This is a genomic window from Hymenobacter yonginensis (assembly GCF_027625995.1).
GTDB classification, from domain to species: domain Bacteria; phylum Bacteroidota; class Bacteroidia; order Cytophagales; family Hymenobacteraceae; genus Hymenobacter; species Hymenobacter yonginensis.
This window is the reverse complement of sequence record NZ_CP115396.1, coordinates 4,383,119-4,402,314: the sequence shown is the minus strand read 5'-3', so window position 1 is coordinate 4,402,314 and position 19,196 is coordinate 4,383,119. Positions and strand designations below refer to the sequence as shown.

Sequence of the window (19,196 nt, the reverse complement as noted above, 5' to 3'; positions counted from 1 at the left end):
CAATTCCTCATTACTAATCCTTAATTACTAATTAAGAAAAATGGCTTACCCCGCCACCAAGACCAAAACTACCTCCCGCAAACCCCAACACCCGGGCCGGTTCACGGGCCTGGCCCGCACCATGTGGCTGCTATTTGGCGCCGGCGTAGTGGGCATGCTGCTGTTCGTATTTGCCGTCAGCATCAACTTTCTGAACCTGTTTGGGCAGATGCCCAACCTGAAGACGCTGGAGAGCCCCCGCAGTGAGCTGGCCTCAGAAGTGTACTCGGCCGATGGCGTGCTGATGGGCAAGTATTTCCGCGAAAACCGCACGCCAGTGGCCTACGAAGAGCTGGCCCAGACCACGATTGATGCCCTGATTGCCACCGAGGATGCCCGCTTCGAGGAACACTCCGGCATCGACCCCAAAGCCCTGGCGCGCGTGGCATCTGGCGTCGTGCGCGGCGGCAAGAACGGCGGCGGCTCCACGCTCAGCCAGCAGCTGGCCAAGATGTTGTTCCGCACCCGCGAAGACCTCAACAACGGCCGCCTCAACGAAGCGCCGCTGCTGGGCATGGTCATCACCAAAACCAAGGAGTGGATTCTGGCTGTGCGCCTGGAGCGCAACTACACCAAGCGCGAAATCCTGCGCATGTACCTTAACACGGCCGATTTTGGCTCCAATGCTTTCGGCATCAACGTAGCGGCCAAAACCTTCTTCAACAAAAAGCCGCGGGTGCTGACGCTCGAAGAGTCGGCGCTGCTGGTGGGGCTGGTGAACGGGCCGTCGTGGTTCAACCCGGTGCGTAACCCGGAACGCTCCAAAAAGCGCCGCGACTGGGTGCTGAGCCAGATGAGCAAGTACCAGTACATCGACGAGCCGACGTACGCCGCCACCATCCAGAAGCCCATCAAGCTGGACTACAAGGTGGAAAACCAGAACGAGGGCATTGCGCCCTACTTCCGTACCGAGCTCAGCAAAACCCTGCGCGACTGGGCCAAGGAAACCGACCACGACCTGTACTCCGACGGCCTGAAAATCTACACCACGATTGACTCGCGGATGCAGAAGTACGCCGAGTCAGCCGTGGCCGAGCACATGAAGCTGCAGCAGAAGTGGTTCGACCAGCACTGGAAAGGCCAGCAGCCCTGGCGCGACGAAAACGGCCGCCTGATTCCCAACTTCCTGAGCTCGTCCATCAAGCGCACGGCCCGTTACCAGTCGCTCAACGCCCGCTTCGAGGGCAACAAGGATTCCATCAAGTACTATCTCAACAAGAAGTACAAGATGAAGGTGTTCACTTGGCAGGGCGGCGAGAAGGAAGTGAATATGTCGCCGATGGACTCGCTGGCTTACTACAAGCGCCTGCTGCACGCCGGGTTTATGGCCATGAACCCACTCAACGGCCAGATTAAGGCCTGGGTGGGCGGCATCAACTACAAGTACATCAAATACGACCACGTGAAGCAGGGCAAGCGCCAGCCGGGCTCCACGTTCAAGCCGTTCGTGTACGTGGCCGCTATCGACCAGGGCTACTCGCCCTGCTACCAGCGCCCCGACGTGGCTACCACCTTCCCGGCCGAACGCGGCCGGCCCGCCTACACGCCCCGCAACTTCGAGGGCTCGTTCTCGGGCCGCACCTTCACGCTGCGGCAGGCACTGGCCCGCTCCATGAACTCCATCACGGCGTGGCTGGTGCAGAAGCTGGGCCCCGACGTGGTGGCCAGCTATGCCAAGCGCATGGGCATCACCTCCCCTATTGATGCCGTGCCGGCCATTGGCTTCGGCTCCTCTGACGTGAGCATCTACGAGCTGACCGGCGCCTACAGCACCTTCGTGAACAAGGGCGTCTGGACCGCGCCCATCATGGTGACGCGCATCGAAGACAAAAACGGCAACGTGCTGCGCGAGTTCGTGGCTCAGACCCGCGAAGCCCTCACGGAGCAAACTGCCTATCTGATGACCTACATGCTGCGCGGCGCCACCGAGGAACAGGGCGGCACCAGCATCATTTTGAAGGGCGGCTTCAAGTTTCCGTACGAGATGGGCGCCAAAACCGGCACCACCTCCAACTACTCCGATGGCTGGTTTATGGGCCTCACGCCCGACTTGGTATGCGGCATGTGGGTGGGCGGCGAAGACCGCAGCATTCACTTCCGCACCGGGGCCTACGGGCAGGGCTCACGCCTGGCGCTGCCGCTCTACGGCACGTTCATGAAGAAGGTGTACGCCGACAAAAGCATCGGCATCAACACCGGCCCGTTCCCCAAGCCCAGCAAGCCGCTGGACGTCGAAATCGACTGCTCGCGCTACTACAACGGCGCTACTCAGCGCGACACTATCCCCTACGACCAGAAGCTCAACCAGGTAGAGCTCGGCGACTTGAGCGAGGAGGATATCTAAATCACAGATATTGCAGCTTAGGTTGATTACGCAGATTTTTCACAAACCTGACCGGATAAACCGGTCAGGTTTTTTGTTGTGTTTAATGCGCTGCTACTTGCAGGATGCAGCGCATTGCCTTGCTGCCGTATGTTTCCGTACGTATACCGCCCCTGCTGACCGAGCACAGAAATCAGCGAAATCACGTCAATCAGCGCAAATCAGCGATTCATGGCTGCCAAAGAACATCTACAGGAACAGATCCGCCAGCTCCCGCACCGCCCGGGCGTGTACAAGTATTTCGGCGACGAGGATACCATTATCTACGTGGGTAAGGCCATTGACCTGCGCAAGCGTGTCAGCAGCTACTTCACCAAGCAGGACCACAACAAGAAGACCCAGCAGCTGGTCAAGAACATCAAGCGCATCGAATTCACCATCGTGGATTCTGAGTCCGACGCGTTTTTGCTGGAAAACAACCTCATCAAGCAGCACCAGCCCAAGTACAACATCCTGCTCAAAGACGGCAAGACGTATCCGTACCTGCTGCTGACCAACGAGCGGTTTCCGCGCCTGATTCCGACCCGCAACAAGCGCCCCGGCGACGGCCGCTACTACGGCCCCTACGCCAACGTGACGGGCATGAACCTGCTGCTGGAGCTGATCAGGGCGCTGTATCCGCTGCGCACCTGCACCTACAACCTCTCGCCCGAAAACGTGGAGGCCGGCAAATTCAAGCCCTGCTTGGAGTTTCACCTCGGCAACTGTAAAGCGCCCTGCGTGGCCAAGGAAGACGAGGAAACCTACAACGGCTACATCCAGCAGATCCGCCAGATCCTCAACGGCGACCTGCGCCTGCCCAAGCAGTACTTCCGCGATAAAATGACCCAGGCGGCGCAGGAAATGCAGTACGAGCTGGCCCACCAGTTCAAAATCAAGCTTGACCGCCTCGACGAATTCCAAAGCAAAAGTACTATCGTCAACGCCTCTCTGTCCAACATCGACGTGTTCAGCATAGCCTCCACAGAGAAGCTGGCCTTCATCAACTACCTCAAGGTGATGAATGGCTCCATCATCCTGACTCAGTCGGTGGAGGTGCACAAGAAGCTCGATGAGCCCGACGACGAAATCCTAGCCCCCATGATTATGCAGATGCGGGAGGAGTTTGAGAGCCAGAGCAAGGAAATTCTGACTAACGTAGCCATACCCGCATTGCCGTTGCCGGGCGTCGTCATTGCCCAGCCCCAAATCGGCGACAAACGCAAGCTCCTGGAGCTCAGCATCAAGAACGTACTGTACCTGCGCAAGGAGAAGGAAAGCATGAACGACCGGAGCAAAGACCTCAACGAGGTGCGCATCATGGAAACCATCCGCAAGGATTTGCGCCTTACGGAGCTGCCCAAGCACATCGAATGCTTCGACAACTCCAACTTCCAGGGCGACAACCCGGTGGCCGCCATGGTGTGTTTCCGCAACGCCAAGCCCAGCAAGAAAGACTACCGCCACTACCACATCAAAACCGTGGTGGGCCCCAACGACTTCGACTCCATGTACGAAGTGGTGTCGCGCCGCTACCGCCGCCTCGTGGATGAAGGCGCCAGCCTGCCGCAGCTGGTTATCGTAGACGGTGGCAAAGGGCAGCTCAGCATGGCCGTAAAGGCCCTGAAAGACCTGAACCTCTGGGGCCAAATGGCCGTCATTGGCATCGCCAAGCGCCTCGAGGAAATCTACGTCCCCAACGACCCGCTCCCGCTTTACATCGATAAGAAGAGCGAGTCCCTGCGCCTGTTCCAGCGCATGCGCGACGAAGTGCACCGCTTCGGTATCACGTTCCACCGCAGCCGCCGCGACGCCGCCACGCTCAAAACCGAGCTGACCGACGTGAAAGGCCTCGGCCCCGTCACGGCAGATAAGCTGCTGACCAAGTTCAAGTCCGTAAAGAAAATCAAGGAGCTAACAGAAGCGCAGCTAGTTGAGGAAGTAGGCAAAGCCAAAACCCGCATCCTGCTCATGTACTTCAGCGAGCAGGAAACGCCAACCCCCGCCGCCGAATAGCTCGGTTTCACGAAGCGCAACAATCAACGAAAAAGCCCCAACCAGCAAACTGGTTGGGGCTTTTCTGTACAAAGCGAATCGACTACAAAATCTGTGTAATCCGATAAATCCGGCTAAATCCGTGATTTAGAAAGACCACAGGTTGTACTCGTACTCGATGAGGTCGGAAGCCGCCTGCTGCGAAGCAAGGATACCCTGTTGCTGACCGCCATAGATTTCGTCCAGACGAGCATCATTCGGGTTGGACACCTTCACGATGTACGAGTTGAACAGCCACAGCTCAAATGCATCAGCGAGGTTCTTGTGCTGGGCATCGTTCTGCGAGTTAAACCAGATGGCTTTGTCCGGATTATTGCGGAACACCTTCACCAGGTCGCTGTACTTGAACGTACCGATGGGCTTTTCAATGCCCGAGGCATTGGAGCTCAGCGTGGAAGGCACCAGCAGCGTGATGGTCTTGATATCGTGATACATCCGCGACCGTTTCTTGTCGAAGATCATATCCTCCTTCAGTTCCATCTGATACAAGTCCTTATAGCGGTACTCGTAGCTTGGCGGCGCAACAGGCTTCTTGGCAACAGGCTTTGCGCCCTTTTTCTTCGGTGCAGCGCCCCAGTCGTCACCCGTATCCTCAGAGAAGCCAGCAGCGCGTTCTTCGTCGCTCAGGCCAGCATTCGATTCGGCATACGACATATTCGACGTTACCTCGTTGCCGGTGAAGGTCGTGGTCAGCGAATCGTTGCGATAGGCTACCAGCTCACCGCGCTTCACGGCTTCGATGATAACCCGGCTGATTTCTTTACCCTCCGAGAACATGGGCTTGTTCTGCTTCTCGCGCAGATCCACGGCCCGCCAGATGGTCTTGCGGAACATGATATCCGAGTTCGGGATCGGACGGTACGAGCCATTGCTGCTCGCGGTGGTGGCTTGTTCCTGAGCCGAAGCCGCCCCCGAAAGGGTGAGGCCGGCAGCCAAGACAGCGAAAGAGAGAACCTTGTTCATAATGCGTGAAAGCGAATCGCCCCTTTTTAGTTCACCAACTACAGCTTACAGCAACGGCACGTTGAACTGCTTCGACACGTTTACCTGCTCGGTGTTGCCCTGGAAGTTCATGCGCTGAACTTCTTTCACTTCGATGTACAGACGGTCGCCTTCGCGGGCCGAGTTTACTACGTCGTTCAGGCTAACGTCAGGACCGTTGACCGTGCGCGTCGGCATAGCCGGACGCTTACCACGTACCAGCGTTACTTCGTAGCGCGTTACCCGGTAACGAGCATCTTCGGGCAGGAACGTAGCGAAACCAGCATCCGGAACGGCCTTCAGGCTCATGTTGCGCACAGCCGTGATAGGCGTGCCTTGCTTTTCGTTTGCCTCGCGGCCACCAACGATGCACTTAATCTCCGGCTTTGGAATCGGGCGAACTTGGAAAGTCTGCGAGCCGATTGGGTTGCCGCCGCTGCTTACGCTCAGGGTTACTTCGCGCGAGTTTGGCACCAGCGTTACTTCGCCCTTAGCCGAACCTTTGATGGTAGAAGCACCCGAAGCCGAGAAGCTTGGATCGTACTGGGCACCCAGGGCAGGAACCTGTACGCTCAGCTTGTTGCCGCACTTGAAATACAGCGCCTGCACCGAAGCCGACTGGATCTGCATTACAGGCTTGGTTACGGTGTAAGGAACCGTCACTTTAAACGTGGTGTCGCGGCCGTTCTGCTTAAAGCGGATAGTACCGGTCCACTGCGCCTTGGCGTTGCCAGCGGCGTCAAAAGAACCCGGACGAGCCGTGAATTCCACTTTGCCTTTGCCGGTAGAAGCATCAACCGAAAGAGGCGAGCCGTTCAGGGTCATGGTAGGACGCAAGCCCGTAGCCGAAGCCGTCAGGAACAGTTCTGCCTTGTACTTAGTGCCAGCAGCTACCGTGTTCGACTCAGCGGAGGCGAAAGCGCCTACTTTGTCGAATACGATGATGTTGCCACCTACTTTAGCCGATTGTGCAGCCAGAGCATCCGACTCGTACTTCAATACTTCGGTTTCTTTCTGCGACAACGTAGCCAAAGCAGCTACCAGCGGCGTGTTCTCGAAGTTCAACTCGGCGAAGTTCTTGGAGCGCTGCTCCGGATCAGTCACCATCTTGTCGTCCTTGGCATCGAGAGCCAGCGGCTCGGCACCGGGTACAAACGTCTTGATGTAAGAAGAATACTCGTTGAGTTTGTTCTTCATCTCATAGGCTGCACCGTCTTTTTTGCCGCCGAGCATGGTGATGGCCACCTTGTCTTCGGCGCTCATGTTTTTGTACTCGTTCTTGCCTTTGGTGTTTTCCGTGGCCGTTACGAGTTTGTCGCGTACACCGCGCAGATAATCAATCATCTGCTTGGTACGCTCCCGAATTTCTTCGCTCTGCTTCAGAACGGCAACGTCGGCGGCAGTATTGCGGTTTTTTTCAACCTGGGCTGCAATGCCTTTAACCGTGCCATCATTGGATTTCGATACCTTTTCGTTGATGCCGAAAAGGCTGTCATCCAAAAATTTGAACTTGAGCAGAATTGCTGAGTTTACTTGAAGGGCCAGAAGTGCAGTCAGTACCAGGTACATCATGCCAATCATCTTCTGCCGTGGAGTTTCTTTACCTCCCGCCATCGTGTCTGCCTATCTATATGTAAGGGTGGGACCGAAATTTTCCTCGCGTTGCGCCAGCCTTAGCTGGTGGCACGCATGGCGTTCAGCATGTTGCCGTACACCCGGTTGAGCGAGTTCAGGTTGCCGGTGAGGGCCGCCACTTCGTCTTTGAATTTCTCGGTGTCTTTGCCGGCTTCGGTCATGTTCTGCATGGCCTGGCTGAGCGTGCCATAGAACTGGTTCATGGACTTAAGGTGCGTGTTGGCATCCTGCAGTTCCATTTCGTACACTGCGTTCAGAGCGCCCAGATTCTTGGTTACGTTCTGCACCTGTACGTGGTACTCCTTGGCATCCTTGGTGGCATCGGCCATAGCGCCCATGGCCTGAGCCGTGTTGGAGTAGGCTTCGTTGATGCGCTCCAGCGACGTAGCAGCCGAGCGAACTTTGGCGGTGTACTCGTCGGTAGCGCTGGTAGCGTCGCCGAGGGTCGAGAGCTGCTGCGTGGTGGTGCTCAGGCGGTTCAGGCCCTGGCCCAGCGAGGAAATAGCCTCTGGAGTCACGTTAGCATCTTTCAGCATGTCGTCCAGCTTGCGCGTGAGACCTTTGCTGTTATTCTCTTCTACGAAACGGTTGTTGCTGTTGGTCGAAGGGTCATAGCCTTCCGACAGCTCTGGATATACCAAAGACCAGTCGTGCTCTTTAGCCTGTGGCTGGAAAGCGCTCAGAAAGAAAATAACGGCTTCGGTACCGAGGCCTACGATTAGCATAATGTCAGCTCCTTTCCAGTGCTGAATCTTGAATAGTGCCCCGATGATTACGACTGCGGCCCCGATGCCATAAATCTTGGGCATAAGTACATCATAGAGGAAGTTACCGCCTTTAGCTGCCATGTGAATTGATTGTTGGAAAGAAGTGATGGTTGGTTGAAAACGCGAAAAACTCGGGGTAGGGAATTTGCTGCGAAAGCAGAGCGGTTCTTAGTTGAGGCTGTTGTTGGTTCCCATGCCGATCTGAATCATGGCCGTGCGGAAACCAATAAAGGAGCGCGAAGAATCCTGGTATTCGAAGTTACGAGTGCCGGTTTCGAGGAAGTACGCAATGTCTTTCCACGAACCGCCGCGCACTACTTTGCGGGGCTCGTTGTCGTCCGGGTTGGTGGGGTTCATGTCCCATACTACCGGCACCGAGGCTTCCATGTAAGCATCATCGCACCACTCCGATACGTTGCCCGACATATCGTACAGGCCGAAGTCGTTCGGGAAGAACGAGCCTACCGGCGAGGTGTAAGCGTAGCCATCCGAAGCGTAGTCGCCACGGCCGGGCTTGAAGTTGGCCAGCATGCAACCCTTGGAGTTGCGCAGGTATGGGCCACCCCATGGGTACGTAGCCAGGTCGCGGCCACCGCGGGCGGCGTATTCCCACTCAGCTTCCGAAGGCAGGCGGAAGTTTGGCGTTGGGGCCAGACCGGCTTCTTCGTTGGCGGCGTTTTTGTTTTTGGTGCGCCAGTTGCAGAAGTACTTGGCAGCAAACCAGTCAACCCCCACTACGGGATAGTCATCGAAAGCCGGGTGGGTGTAGTAGTACTCCATCAGCGGGTCACCCATGTGGTAGGTGAAGTCGCGCACCCACACCGTAGTGTCGGGGTACAGCTCAGTCATCACATATTCCTCGCCCAACACGTCAATTGAGTCCTGCCGGATGGCATTCATGAACTGACGGTATTCGTTGTTGGTAATTTCAGTCTCGTCCATGTAGAAGCCGGCAATAGTTACCTGCTTGTTCATGTTCACCATAGATGCTGATATATCCTGGTCGGTCTGGCCCATGTGGAACGTACCACCGGGGCAGGGAACCATGCCGAAAGGAACTTCCTGAGGATTGAACTCGGGACGGTCCTCTGCTCCGACGAGGTCACCCTGCGGGCCCTTGCCAAAACCACAGCCTCCCAAAATCAGAGCCGAAATGGCAACGAGAGGCAATAAGAGAAACTTGTTCATGTTAGGAAGAAAATGACTGTTGAGCCGGCGATATCCGAAGATTACAATTTTGTGAGCTGGCAAATCTAGCGAAACTTACGTTCGTGCGCAAGCCTATCGCTCAATGCCGGCCGTTTGTCTACGAACTGACGGTAATGCCAGTTAAACGATGACGGGCAATGAGTTAGTGCGCGCGGCTCAGAAATCCTTTCTCCACATAATCAGGGCACCGAAACGGTCCACTACAGCCAAAAAGTCTAGAAACTATACCGTGGCGTACGGATGGCCGGCCGGATGAGCATACCAGGCTTGGGCAGACGGTAGGACAGCATAATCTCGTGCGAGCTGAGTGCACGAGCATCTTGGTTAAATGCAACAAAATCAAACGCATAACCGATTCGCAGTGCGTTATCCTTGGCCAGCGCCAGGCCAGCCATGCCCGTGAAGGATTCCTGGTAGCGGTAGCCGAGGCCACCCCAGAACTTGTCGTTGAACGTCGCCCGGACGTTTGCCTCGTATGAGTTGTTTTTGAACGTAAACTTGCCGCTGTCGCCAAACTTACCGGGCATCACCATCTTCACTAATACAGAGGGTGTTACCACAACGGAAGAAGACGCTTCGATATTGTAGCCGGCAGTCAGGTACGAATGGTTTTCAGCAATGAACTGGGCGGTGTTGTCGCCAGCTTCGCTCCTGAATCTGTATTTGGAGCGCAGCAGGTTGTTGGCGCTCAGACCAGCGTAAAGCGTAGGCGACTCGTACCACAGGCCAGCGCCTACATCAAACTTATTATCAGAGCCTTCCAATGGCACACTCGGATCATTGGGGTCGATAAAGCGGTGCTTACCGCTGCTCAGGTTGTTGAACAACCCTTGGATACCCAAGCCCAGCGTCCCTTCGCCTACTTTTATGTGCTTGGAATACGAAAGCTGCGCATTCACCATTTTCATTACGGCGAATTTATCGTAGCTCACGCTCAGCCCAAGGCCCCCACCAATAGCCCGAACCGGCAGCGAAGCGGTGAGAAGGCCGGTTTGGGGGGAGCCACCATCGTCGAATGACGCATTGTACCCCAGGTATTGGTAACGCCCGATTGTAGTTATCTCTCCTTGCCCTTTAATGCCTGCGTAAGCAGGATTGAGGTACATACCATTGAAGCCATAGTGCGTAAACTGGGGTTGCTGCTGGCCAAAAGCGGTACCTGCAGCCGCAGTCAGAAATAGCAAAGAAAGTAGAGTTCCTTTCATAGAAAGTCTTGATTTTGGGTTCGTTACAAGAAGGGTAAGGTAACGTAAGGTGTTTCCAAATGTATGGAAAAAACCCTGTGCAACAAATCCTGAGCAAAAAACAAAAAGAGGAAGCAGAATTAACGGCTTCCTCTTTCATTTTGGCTAAGCGCTTTGCTTGCCCGACTTATTTTTCTCCTTGCCTACGTCCGGGCTGTGGTGGTGGCGGATGTACGCCTCGATGGCACCGGTCATGGACGGCGCATTGGGATGGGGCGCTTCGATATCCAGTTCTAGCCCGGCGTCTATCACGGCTTTGGCAGTGGTGGGGCCGAAAGCGGCGATACGCGTGCCATTCTGTTCGAAATCAGGGAAATTGATGAACAGCGAGCTGATGCCGGAAGGGCTGAAGAAGGCGATGCAGTCGTACTTCACATCCGACAGATCCGACAGGTCGCTGGCGACGGTGCGGTAGATGACGGCTTCCGTGAACTTGAAGCCGTTGGCCCGCATGAACTCTGGAATATCGTCCTTACGGATGTCGGAGCACGGATACAGGAACTTCTCCGTCTTATGCTTCTTGATCACCTCGAACAGGTCGACTGCGGTACGCTGGCCAACAAACAGCTTGCGCTTGCGCAGCACGATATACTTCTGCAGGTAGTTAGCAGTCTGCTCGGAGATGCAGAAATACTTCATCTCGGCCGGCATCTCCAGCTTGGCTTCCTGGCAGATGCGGAAGAAGTGGTCGACGGCATTGCGGCTGGTGAAAATCACCGCCGTGTGTTCCAGAATATTTACTTTTTCCTTACGAAAATCTTTATACGAAACCGGCTGAACGTCAATAAATTCCCGGAAATCCACTTTGATACCGTACTTCTCCGCAATGGAGAAATAAGGCGACACATCATTGGTGGGCTTAGGCTGGGTGACAAGAATGCTGCTGATTCGGTTAGCATGACGGCCCGTACCCGGTTTGTCTTTGCTCTCGGCCATATTGTAAAGAAAAGGGTAAGTCTAGGGCAATAAGAAAGATGATGGCAGCCTGGGACTTGAGCACCAAAGCCTTAGTAGGTGAAAACGATCAACTTGAGCAGAATGACCAATGGAATCACTTCTGTGGCGCAAAGGTACGAAAACAAATGCAGATTCAGCAGGGAGGATCTGCGATGAATTGTGCGGGCTACGCGAATAACCGTACCTACCAACAGCAAGGAAACCACGCCGTTGGATACCCATAGCACCGCCGCCGGCAGCGTTTGGTTGAGGCCCAGGTAGAGCAGCATAACCAGCGGCAGGCAGAGCCCCAGGAAAAGCAGCGTCCGGATGAATTCCCGGTATTGGACGACTACCAGCTCACCAACGTCGAAAATATAGCCCATCAGCTCCAGGAAGAGGTATTTACCCATCACGAAGGCCGCAATAGTGGCAGTGTAGAGCAGTATCCGCAGCACCAAGGCAGATTCAGGCACATCGAACAGACGCTGCAGCACGGCAATGTTCTGCACGTTGGTGTGAATGGCTACCAGCAGCAACGCAAACGACAGCGAGAACACCAGCACTAGCAAGATATTGAGCCAGGTTACGGTAGGCTTGACAAGAAATTCCTGCTCGGCGGTGGACTTGCTCCACACGTTGTCAACCTGGTAGATACGCGCAAACCCGGGCTGATACACGGCCCGAATGCTGCCGTAGAGCAACCCAATCAGGAGCAGAAACAGCAGAAATACATTTTCGCCGGGGTGGCTGCGCGCCAGCGGCTGGGCCAGCAGTTGGGCGGCGGGCGTTTTTACCAGCCCGGGCTGCGCCGTGGGGTCTGCCGTACGGACGTTTACGAAGGAGCTGAGGTTGGGGGCCACCTGCGGGTGCCACACACAGAGCAGATGCGGCCCGGGCACCGAGCCCGCCGGAAGCAGCCGGGCAAGGTCCAGCGTATAATCTGAAGCCTTCGGCGCCGTGAATACCAGCCGGTTATCAAGAAAAAGGCTCTGCCCGCTGCGGGCCGTGAACGACACGATAAAGGGGCGCTGAGGCCGCAACGTCAGCCACTGGTAATAGGCGTGCGCCGGGGCATGATAATCGGGCAGGTAGAGTACGAGCCGGTTGCGACCCTCATCGTGGATGAGCCAGTCGGGCGAGAGGCCACTGCGCAAGGCGGGGGGCAGCGGCCGGTACTCGGCGGCCGGGGCGGAGTAGCCAGCCAGCAGGCACAGCAGGCACAGGAGCCAGTGCTGTGCTGATACCCAGGTGCTGCGGTGCCGGCGACTCATCGGTGAAGTAGGCTGCTTCAGGAAGCAACTCGCTGCTCGGTGCTGCGGCTACGATACACGCCCAGAAACACGCTCAGCACGATAGAAAAGCCAACCAGGCAGCCAATCAAAATGGTGTTGCCGAGGTAGGCGAAGTTGATGACGAACAGAATCACGACAATGTTGAGCAGCGCCAGCAGTACTACGGTGCTGATCTGCTGAAAACCCATGGCCAGAATCCGGTGGTGGACGTGGTTTTTATCGGGGGAAAAGGGCGAGCGGCCGGCCATCATGCGCACGATGAACACACGGAGCGTATCGAACAAAGGCACGAATAGGATGCCAGCCGCTACCGACGGCGCCGACGACCCGAACGGCTGGCCCACTTTCAGGCCCATCTCAATGAACTGAATGGTGAGCACCGACACGATAAATCCGCACACCAGCGACCCGGTATCGCCCATGAAGATGGTGGCCCGGTGAAAGTTGTAGCGCAGGAACCCGATGATGCCGCCCATCAGGCACACCGACACAAACACGTAGTTACTGAAGCCTGGGCCGCCGTAGCGCACGAAATAGTAGCCCAGCGTGCTGACGATGGTCAGGACAATGGTACCGGCGAGGCCGTCGAGGCCGTCGATGAGGTTAATGGCGTTGGTGATGCCCACGATGGCCAGGAACGTGAAGGCATAGCTGATGCCTATGGGCAGCTCCTGAATCCCGAGGATGCCCTGGAAGCTGGTCAGGCGCACATCGGCCATAATCATGACGATGCCGGTAGCCAGCAGCTGGCCTACGAACTTCTTGGACACCGAAATCGACACCAAATCATCCTTGAGGCCCACGAAGAATAGCACGATGCAACCGGCCAGCAGCTGCTGGATGCCGTTGCCCAGATCGGCGAAGATGGTGAGGGCCGACATGAAGCCGGCAAACACGGCCACCCCGCCCAGCCGCGGCGTCAGCGACTCATGCACGGTACGCACGTTGGGCGTATCGAGCATGTTTTTGAGGTGGGCGATATAGATAATGGACGGCACGGCGAACAGAGCCACCAGAAACGCCCAGAGAAAGGACAAGCTTAATTGTATTCCGAGGGGGGTCATAAGCAGGCAGCTTGAAAGGAAGCAGTGAAGGCAGACGCCGTGAACTGCAAAGGATAGCTAGACGTGCAGCACACCATCCCGGCCGAGCAGGGTGATGGGCGTCAGGTTGGCGGGTACGATGGAATCGGGTACGAAGATGAACTTCTTATCGAAAATCTGGGCGTCGCGGTAGTAGCTCACCCAATACTGGTTGTTGAGGTGGAACAGCGCGGGGTCGATGGGCTCGACCGGGACGGCGCTGCGGGCCTCCACCTCGGCAAATACGTGGCGCAGCGTGGACGTCTTCACCGCTTCGCCATCGGGTTGGGTGCCGTAGCCGTGCGAGTTGACGATGACGTTCTGCAGGGCGTAGTCGTTATGATTGATCAGATAAACCAGCCAGCCCTGCTTGCCTTCCTCGGTCGCCGCGGCTTCCTCGGGCACTACGGCTACCGTTACTCCTTCTACGGGGTCGAATTTGATGTCTTCTTTCATGCGGATACTTCAGATGCAGGAGCTGGCAGCACCGGACGCCCGGTGGCCAACTGTAATTCGGCTTCGAACAGGCGCTCCAAGTGCGGCAGCAGGCGCGCCGACACTTCGGCCAGCGGTACCTCGCGGCCCAGCTCCTGCGCCATGGACGTTACAGCTTTGTCGGTGATGCCGCAGGGCACGATGTGGCCGAAATACGACAGGTCAGTGTTGACGTTGAGGGCGAAGCCGTGCATGGTTACCCAGCGGCTGCATTTCACGCCCATCGCGCAGATTTTGCGCGGATTTGGCGCTCCTTCCTCGAAATCGAACCACACGCCGGTGAGGCCGGCAATGCGGCCGGCGCGCAGGCCGTAGTCGGCCAGCGTCAGGATGATGGCCTCTTCCAGCAGCCGCAGGTAGCGGTGGATGTCGGTGAAGAAGTTGTCGAGGTCGAGGATAGGGTAGCCGACCAGTTGGCCGGGGCCGTGGTAGGTGATGTCGCCGCCGCGGTTGATGCGGTGGAAGGTGGCGCCGTGGGTGGCCAGGCCGGCCTCGTCGAGCAGCAGGTGCTCGGGCTTGCCGCTTTTACCCAGCGTATATACCGGCGGATGCTCGCACAACAGCAGGTAGTTGGCCGTGGGCTGCGTGGCCTGGCCGGCTTCGGTGGCCAGCCGGTTGTGGGTTTTCACGTGCAGCGTGTGGGCCAGCAGCTCCTCCTGATACGCCCAGGCCGCCTCGTAGCCCATCAGGCCCAGCTGTTCTACCCGGATCAGCCGGCTGGCAGCAGGTGGCGAGGCACCCTCGGCCGGGGCCGGAGCCACGCCGGAAGACGCTACTGGAAGGGAATTTGCGGGCATGGCAATGGGCACTTGGCAACGAACAACACGCACGTTTGCCGGATAGGAAGCTGAAATCTGCCTAGGTCAGTGAAAGCCTTCCCCGGAAAACGCACAAAGTTACTAGATTCGAAGCCAAACTCAATTTGCTGGTCAGCAGCCGGCACGCCCTTCCACTCAGACCACCAATGGCAACTGCCGCGCACGACCTGGGCCACGCCGGCGAGCAAGCCGCCGCCGATTATCTGGGGCAGCAGGGTCTGGAGGTGCTGTACCGCAGCTACCGTCACGGTCGCGCCGAAGTGGACCTAGTGGTCCGGCAAGGCCGGCAGCTGCTCGTGTTCGTGGAAGTGAAAGCTCGCTCCTCCAGCCAGTACGGCTACCCCGAAACCTTCGTGTCGGAGCGAAAGAAGCAGCTGTTCCGGCTGGCCGCCGAGCAGCTACAGCACGACCTGGACTGGCGCGGCGACATCCGGTTCGACATCCTGGCCGTGACGCCCGTAGCCGGCGGCTTCCGCATCGAGCACTTCGAGGACGCGTTTTATTGAATTGCTTAATGGTTGGCCGTTCAACGCATTGACCTATCAAAAACCATCCATCTAACCATTCAGCAATTCGACCATTTACCGCTTACTGCCGGGGCGGTCCGTTACGGCGTCGCGCTTGTCGAACTTGTCTTTCTCGTAGACCATCACGCCGTTGCGGTTGTACTCTTTCACCAGCACTGGCTCGGTTACTTCCGGATCGTAGCCCGACTCGCCGTAGGCGTACACGTAGTGGCGGCGGTCCTTGGTGTTGCGGAAGCCCCAGTACCGGGTCCACTCCCCTACTTTCTTACCGTTCTCAAACTGCCCTTCCCACTCCCGTTTGCCGGTCTCGGTGAACTTCACGTAGTCGCCTTCCAGCTTGCCGTTCACGTAGGGCACCACCTCTTTCAGCAGCTTATTGGCGGCGTCGTAGTAGGTCACGTTGGCGTCGCGCGGGAAGCCCATTTCGTAGTGCTGCTTGTTTACCAGCACGTTGTCCTTGGTTAGCTTCTCCCAGCGCAGGTGCTTGGTGCCCATGGCGAAGAAGCCGGTTTCCACCAGCTTGCCGCCCTGGTACTTCTTGTAGGGGCCGTGCAACACCTTGTCGGTGGCCGGGTTCAGCTCGGTGTTGGCCTTGAAGATCTTGCGCTTGCGGGGGTTGAAGTAGTACACCGAAATGGCGTAGGCATTGGGCTGCTGAAACGCCTTGAGGTAGTAAAATACCTCCAGCACCTGGTTTTTGCCCTTCGGCCCCGACTTGGTGAAGCCCTTCTTGATTCGCTCGCCGAGGAAGATGTTCTTCTTCTTCTTTTTGCTTTGGCGCTGGGCCAGCTTCTGCTTTTCCTTGTCGGCTTTTTCCTGCTCCTTGGTCAGGCCCAGCTTTTTGGCCTCCAACGACGGCGCGTTGGTGGTGTCGCGGGTGGTGGTGAGCGTGTCGGCTACCAGGGCCGTGCTGCCGGCGTCGGGGCGGCTGTTGAAGGACACCGTCTTTTTGGAGCAGGCCTCCAGCATACCGGCGGCGGTCAGCAGCAACAACAGAATATGGGGACGGAGAAAGCGCATTGGCAGAAATACAGGCAGTTTTCGCAGCATCAAACGTAAAGATAAAGGGATTTGGTGCCCATCAGAGTAGCTGAGTAATGGAGTAGCTGAGCAGCTTGCCAGAAGTGGGCGCCGTTGCAGGGCACAGGCTTCATGCGCAGTTGTGCCACTCAAACAAAAGCACCGGCCGCCACAGGCAACCGGTGCTTTTATACCGTTTAAAACTACTGATACTTTTTTGTGCTACTCGGCGGCCAGCAAATCGGCGCTACGCTTCACAAACGCGGTTAGCGCCTCACCTTTCAGCATGTTCTGGGCCAGCAGGGCCAGGTCGAAGGCCTGGCGGGCCAGCTTCTGGCCGGCTTCGCCCTCGGCGTGCAGCACGCGCTGAGCCACGGGGTGGTTGGCATTCACGCTCACGGTATAGCTGTCGGGCAGGGAGCCGAACATCTGCATGCCGCCGCCACCACCGGAGCGCTGCATGTCCTTCATGCGGCGCATGAACTCGGGCAGCGTGATGATAACCGGCGCATCCTGCGGCGAGAGGGCCTCCACCTGCACGTGCATCTGCTCGTTGCTGATGGCCGTTTTGAACAGCTCCTGCAGCTTGGTTTTGTCGTCGTCGCTGAGGACGCTCTCGGTGGTTTCCTCTTTCTCGATCAGCTTACCCACCGTGTCAGCATCCACGCGCTTGAAAGTGGTTTTCTCCAGCTTCTGCTCCAGCTGCCCGATGAAGTGCGAGTCGAGCGGGCCGTTGAGCTCCAGCACGTCGTAGCCACGGTCCTGGGCGGCCTGCACGAAGCCGTGCTGCGCTTCGGCGTCGGTGGTGTAGAGCACTACCGTTTGCTCCGACTTGTCTTTCTGGTTGGCCTGCACGAACTCCTGGTACTCGGGCAGCGTGAATAGCTTGCCGGCCACGTTCTGCACCAGCGCAAAGTCCTTGGCCTTGTCGTAGAACTTCTCGTCAGAGAGCATGCCGTACTTCACGAACAGGCCGATATCCGACCACTTGGCCTCGTAGCCGGCGCGGTCCTGCTTGAACAGGCTGCTGAGCTTATCAGCGACCTTCTTGGTGATGTAGGTGTTGATTTTGCGCACCGCTGCGTCGGCCTGCAGGAAGCTGCGCGACACGTTCAGCGGAATATCAGGCGAGTCGATGACGCCGTGCAGCAGCATCAGAAACTCGGGCACCACGTCCTTCACCTCGTCGGTGATGAATACCTGGCGCGAGTAGAGCTGGATTTTGTTGCGCTGGAACTGCAGCTCGTCCTTCACCTTTGGGAAGTACAGGATGCCGGTCAGATTGAACGGGTAATCCACGTTGAGGTGAATCCAGAACAGCGGCGGCTCCGAAAACGGATACAGCTCCTGGTAGAACTTCACGTAGTCCTCGTCGGTGAGCTCCGAAGGCTGCTTGGTCCAGATGGGGGCCGTCTGGTTGATGGTTTCGCCTTCAAACTCGATTTCGATGGGCAGGAACTTGCAGTACTTGGTGAGGATGCCCTTCAGACGAGCCGGCTCCAGAAACTCGTCGGAGTCTTCGGCTACGTGCAGCACTACATCGGTGCCGCGCTCGGCCTTGGCGTGCTCGCCGGTAGGCTCCTCCAGGGTGAATTCGGTGCTGCCGTCGCAGGTCCAGTGGGCCGTGAGAGTGTCGTCTTTGTACGACTTCGACCAGATTTCCACTTCCTTGGCCACCATGAAGGCCGAGTAGAAGCCTAGGCCAAACTGACCGATGATCTGGTCTTTGGTAGCGGCGTCCTTCTCTTTGTACTGCTCCACAAACTCGGTGGCGCCGGAGAAGGCAATCTGGTTGATGTACTTCTTGATTTCCTCGGCCGTCATGCCCAGGCCGCGGTCCGAAATCGTAATTTTGCGGGCCTCCTTATCCACGGTCACCCGCACTTTCAGCTCACCCAGCTCGCCTTTGAACTCGCCCAGCTGGGCCAGGCTCTTGAGTTTCTGGGTGGCATCTACTGCATTGCTGACCAGCTCCCGCAGGAAAATCTCGTGGTCGGAATACAGGAACTTCTTGATGATCGGAAAAATATTCTCGGTATGGATCGAGATACTGCCTTTCTCTTGCATGGCGCGTGAAAAATGGAGGTGAACAAGTAAAAACCGGACGATCTGCCAGTGACCCAAAGCCCTGACGTCGTTGGCCGGTGCGGTTCAAATCCTATTCCACCCTGCCGGGCGCTGTCATCCTGACAGCGTTCAGCGCCCGGCCAGCTGCCCTTCCGGCTGACTTCTGGCGCGGCCGCTATGCCATTCGTGCTCCATAGCGGCCACTACGGCTTCGCCATTGGCCAGCCAGTCCAGGGCCGAATAATCGTCAGAGAAAAAGTGTACCTGCGTATCGAGGTAGAAGCGGCCATCCTGCACCACATGCTCCACCACCAGCTGGTTGTGTAAACTGGCCGGCAATACCAGCGCCAGGTGCTGCAACCGCATAGCCCGGGCGCGGGGCAGCCATGCCTCGCTCAGCCACGCCTGCTCGCGGGTGCCCACCGGGGGCATGGTGCTGGTATCGGCCAGCATGTGCGTGACGCCGTAGCGGAGGGAGTAGTTCATCAGCTGATTGAAGGCCAGTTGAAAGGCCGGAAGCTGCATGGGGCCCCGCCACTGCCAGCGCAGTAGGTGCAGGTCGGTTTGTAGCTGAAGAAGCAGCGAATCGTGGATATATAGCATAGCCGCCCGCGCTGCCCTAACCCGGCAGCTTTCGGATGGCACGAATGTAGAATCCGGCCCG

The 19,196-nt window shown here is 57.2% G+C and carries 16 protein-coding genes; 3 read left to right on the top strand and 13 right to left on the bottom strand.

The window, feature by feature from the left end; all coding sequences use genetic code 11:
• Window positions 1–40 precede the first annotated feature (40 nt).
• Complete coding sequence (locus tag O9Z63_RS18920; RefSeq protein ID WP_333490326.1) at window positions 41–2,383, top strand: penicillin-binding protein 1A; 2,343 nt, start codon at window positions 41–43, stop codon at window positions 2,381–2,383.
• 210 nt (window positions 2,384–2,593) lie between these two features.
• Window positions 2,594–4,417, top strand: a complete 1,824-nt coding sequence (gene uvrC / locus O9Z63_RS18915) for an excinuclease ABC subunit UvrC (protein ID WP_270126954.1) — start codon at window positions 2,594–2,596, stop codon at window positions 4,415–4,417.
• 126 nt (window positions 4,418–4,543) lie between these two features.
• Here the strand turns inward: uvrC and porN are convergent, their stop codons facing one another.
• From porN to lipB, 10 genes are all read right to left on the bottom strand, one after another.
• Window positions 4,544–5,419 (bottom strand): type IX secretion system ring subunit PorN/GldN, encoded by an 876-nt coding sequence (gene porN / locus O9Z63_RS18910; protein WP_270126952.1) that lies wholly within the window; start codon window positions 5,417–5,419, stop codon window positions 4,544–4,546.
• 45 nt (window positions 5,420–5,464) lie between these two features.
• Entirely contained in the window at window positions 5,465–7,051 is a 1,587-nt protein-coding gene (gene porM / locus O9Z63_RS18905) for a type IX secretion system motor protein PorM/GldM (protein WP_270126951.1), read from the bottom strand.
• Window positions 7,052–7,110: 59 nt separating this feature from the next.
• Complete coding sequence (porL, locus tag O9Z63_RS18900) at window positions 7,111–7,881, bottom strand: type IX secretion system motor protein PorL/GldL (protein WP_270126950.1); 771 nt, start codon at window positions 7,879–7,881, stop codon at window positions 7,111–7,113.
• Window positions 7,882–8,007: 126 nt separating this feature from the next.
• Window positions 8,008–9,027 carry a T9SS ring complex lipoprotein PorK/GldK gene (gene porK, locus O9Z63_RS18895; RefSeq protein ID WP_270126949.1) on the bottom strand — a complete coding sequence of 340 codons (1,020 nt, stop codon included), beginning with the start codon at window positions 9,025–9,027 and terminating at the stop codon, window positions 8,008–8,010.
• A 236-nt stretch (window positions 9,028–9,263) separates the two neighbouring features.
• The gene (locus tag O9Z63_RS18890; protein WP_270126947.1) at window positions 9,264–10,253 is read right to left on the bottom strand and encodes a PorP/SprF family type IX secretion system membrane protein; all 990 of its coding nucleotides are present in this window, start codon (window positions 10,251–10,253) and stop codon (window positions 9,264–9,266) included.
• 144 nt (window positions 10,254–10,397) lie between these two features.
• Window positions 10,398–11,228, bottom strand: a complete 831-nt coding sequence (locus O9Z63_RS18885) for a uroporphyrinogen-III synthase (protein WP_270126946.1) — start codon at window positions 11,226–11,228, stop codon at window positions 10,398–10,400.
• Between the two features lie 71 nt (window positions 11,229–11,299).
• Window positions 11,300–12,502, bottom strand: coding sequence for a DUF4271 domain-containing protein (locus O9Z63_RS18880; RefSeq protein ID WP_270126945.1), 1,203 nt, complete (start codon window positions 12,500–12,502; stop codon window positions 11,300–11,302).
• A 17-nt stretch (window positions 12,503–12,519) separates the two neighbouring features.
• Entirely contained in the window at window positions 12,520–13,560 is a 1,041-nt protein-coding gene (locus O9Z63_RS18875; protein WP_270126944.1) for an MraY family glycosyltransferase, read from the bottom strand.
• A gap of 84 nt (window positions 13,561–13,644) precedes the next feature.
• The gene (locus O9Z63_RS18870; RefSeq protein WP_044014682.1) at window positions 13,645–14,061 is read right to left on the bottom strand and encodes a hypothetical protein; all 417 of its coding nucleotides are present in this window, start codon (window positions 14,059–14,061) and stop codon (window positions 13,645–13,647) included.
• On the bottom strand, window positions 14,058–14,897 hold the full coding sequence (gene lipB, locus O9Z63_RS18865) for a lipoyl(octanoyl) transferase LipB (protein ID WP_270126943.1): 840 nt from the start codon (window positions 14,895–14,897) through the stop codon (window positions 14,058–14,060). The genes O9Z63_RS18870 and lipB overlap by 4 nt, the downstream gene beginning before the upstream one ends.
• Window positions 14,898–15,064: 167 nt before the next feature.
• Between lipB and O9Z63_RS18860 the strand changes: the two genes are divergently transcribed.
• Window positions 15,065–15,424: a YraN family protein gene (locus tag O9Z63_RS18860; protein WP_270126942.1), complete on the top strand. Its 360-nt coding sequence runs from the start codon at window positions 15,065–15,067 to the stop codon at window positions 15,422–15,424.
• Window positions 15,425–15,499: 75 nt separating this feature from the next.
• Here O9Z63_RS18860 and O9Z63_RS18855 read toward each other — a convergent pair whose 3' ends face one another.
• From O9Z63_RS18855 to O9Z63_RS18845, 3 genes are all read right to left on the bottom strand, one after another.
• Window positions 15,500–16,465: a toxin-antitoxin system YwqK family antitoxin gene (locus O9Z63_RS18855; protein ID WP_270126940.1), complete on the bottom strand. Its 966-nt coding sequence runs from the start codon at window positions 16,463–16,465 to the stop codon at window positions 15,500–15,502.
• Between the two features lie 222 nt (window positions 16,466–16,687).
• Window positions 16,688–18,532, bottom strand: coding sequence for a molecular chaperone HtpG (gene htpG, locus O9Z63_RS18850; RefSeq protein ID WP_270126939.1), 1,845 nt, complete (start codon window positions 18,530–18,532; stop codon window positions 16,688–16,690).
• A 129-nt stretch (window positions 18,533–18,661) separates the two neighbouring features.
• On the bottom strand, window positions 18,662–19,135 hold the full coding sequence (locus O9Z63_RS18845) for a hypothetical protein (RefSeq protein ID WP_270126938.1): 474 nt from the start codon (window positions 19,133–19,135) through the stop codon (window positions 18,662–18,664).
• Between the last annotated feature and the right edge of the window lie 61 nt (window positions 19,136–19,196).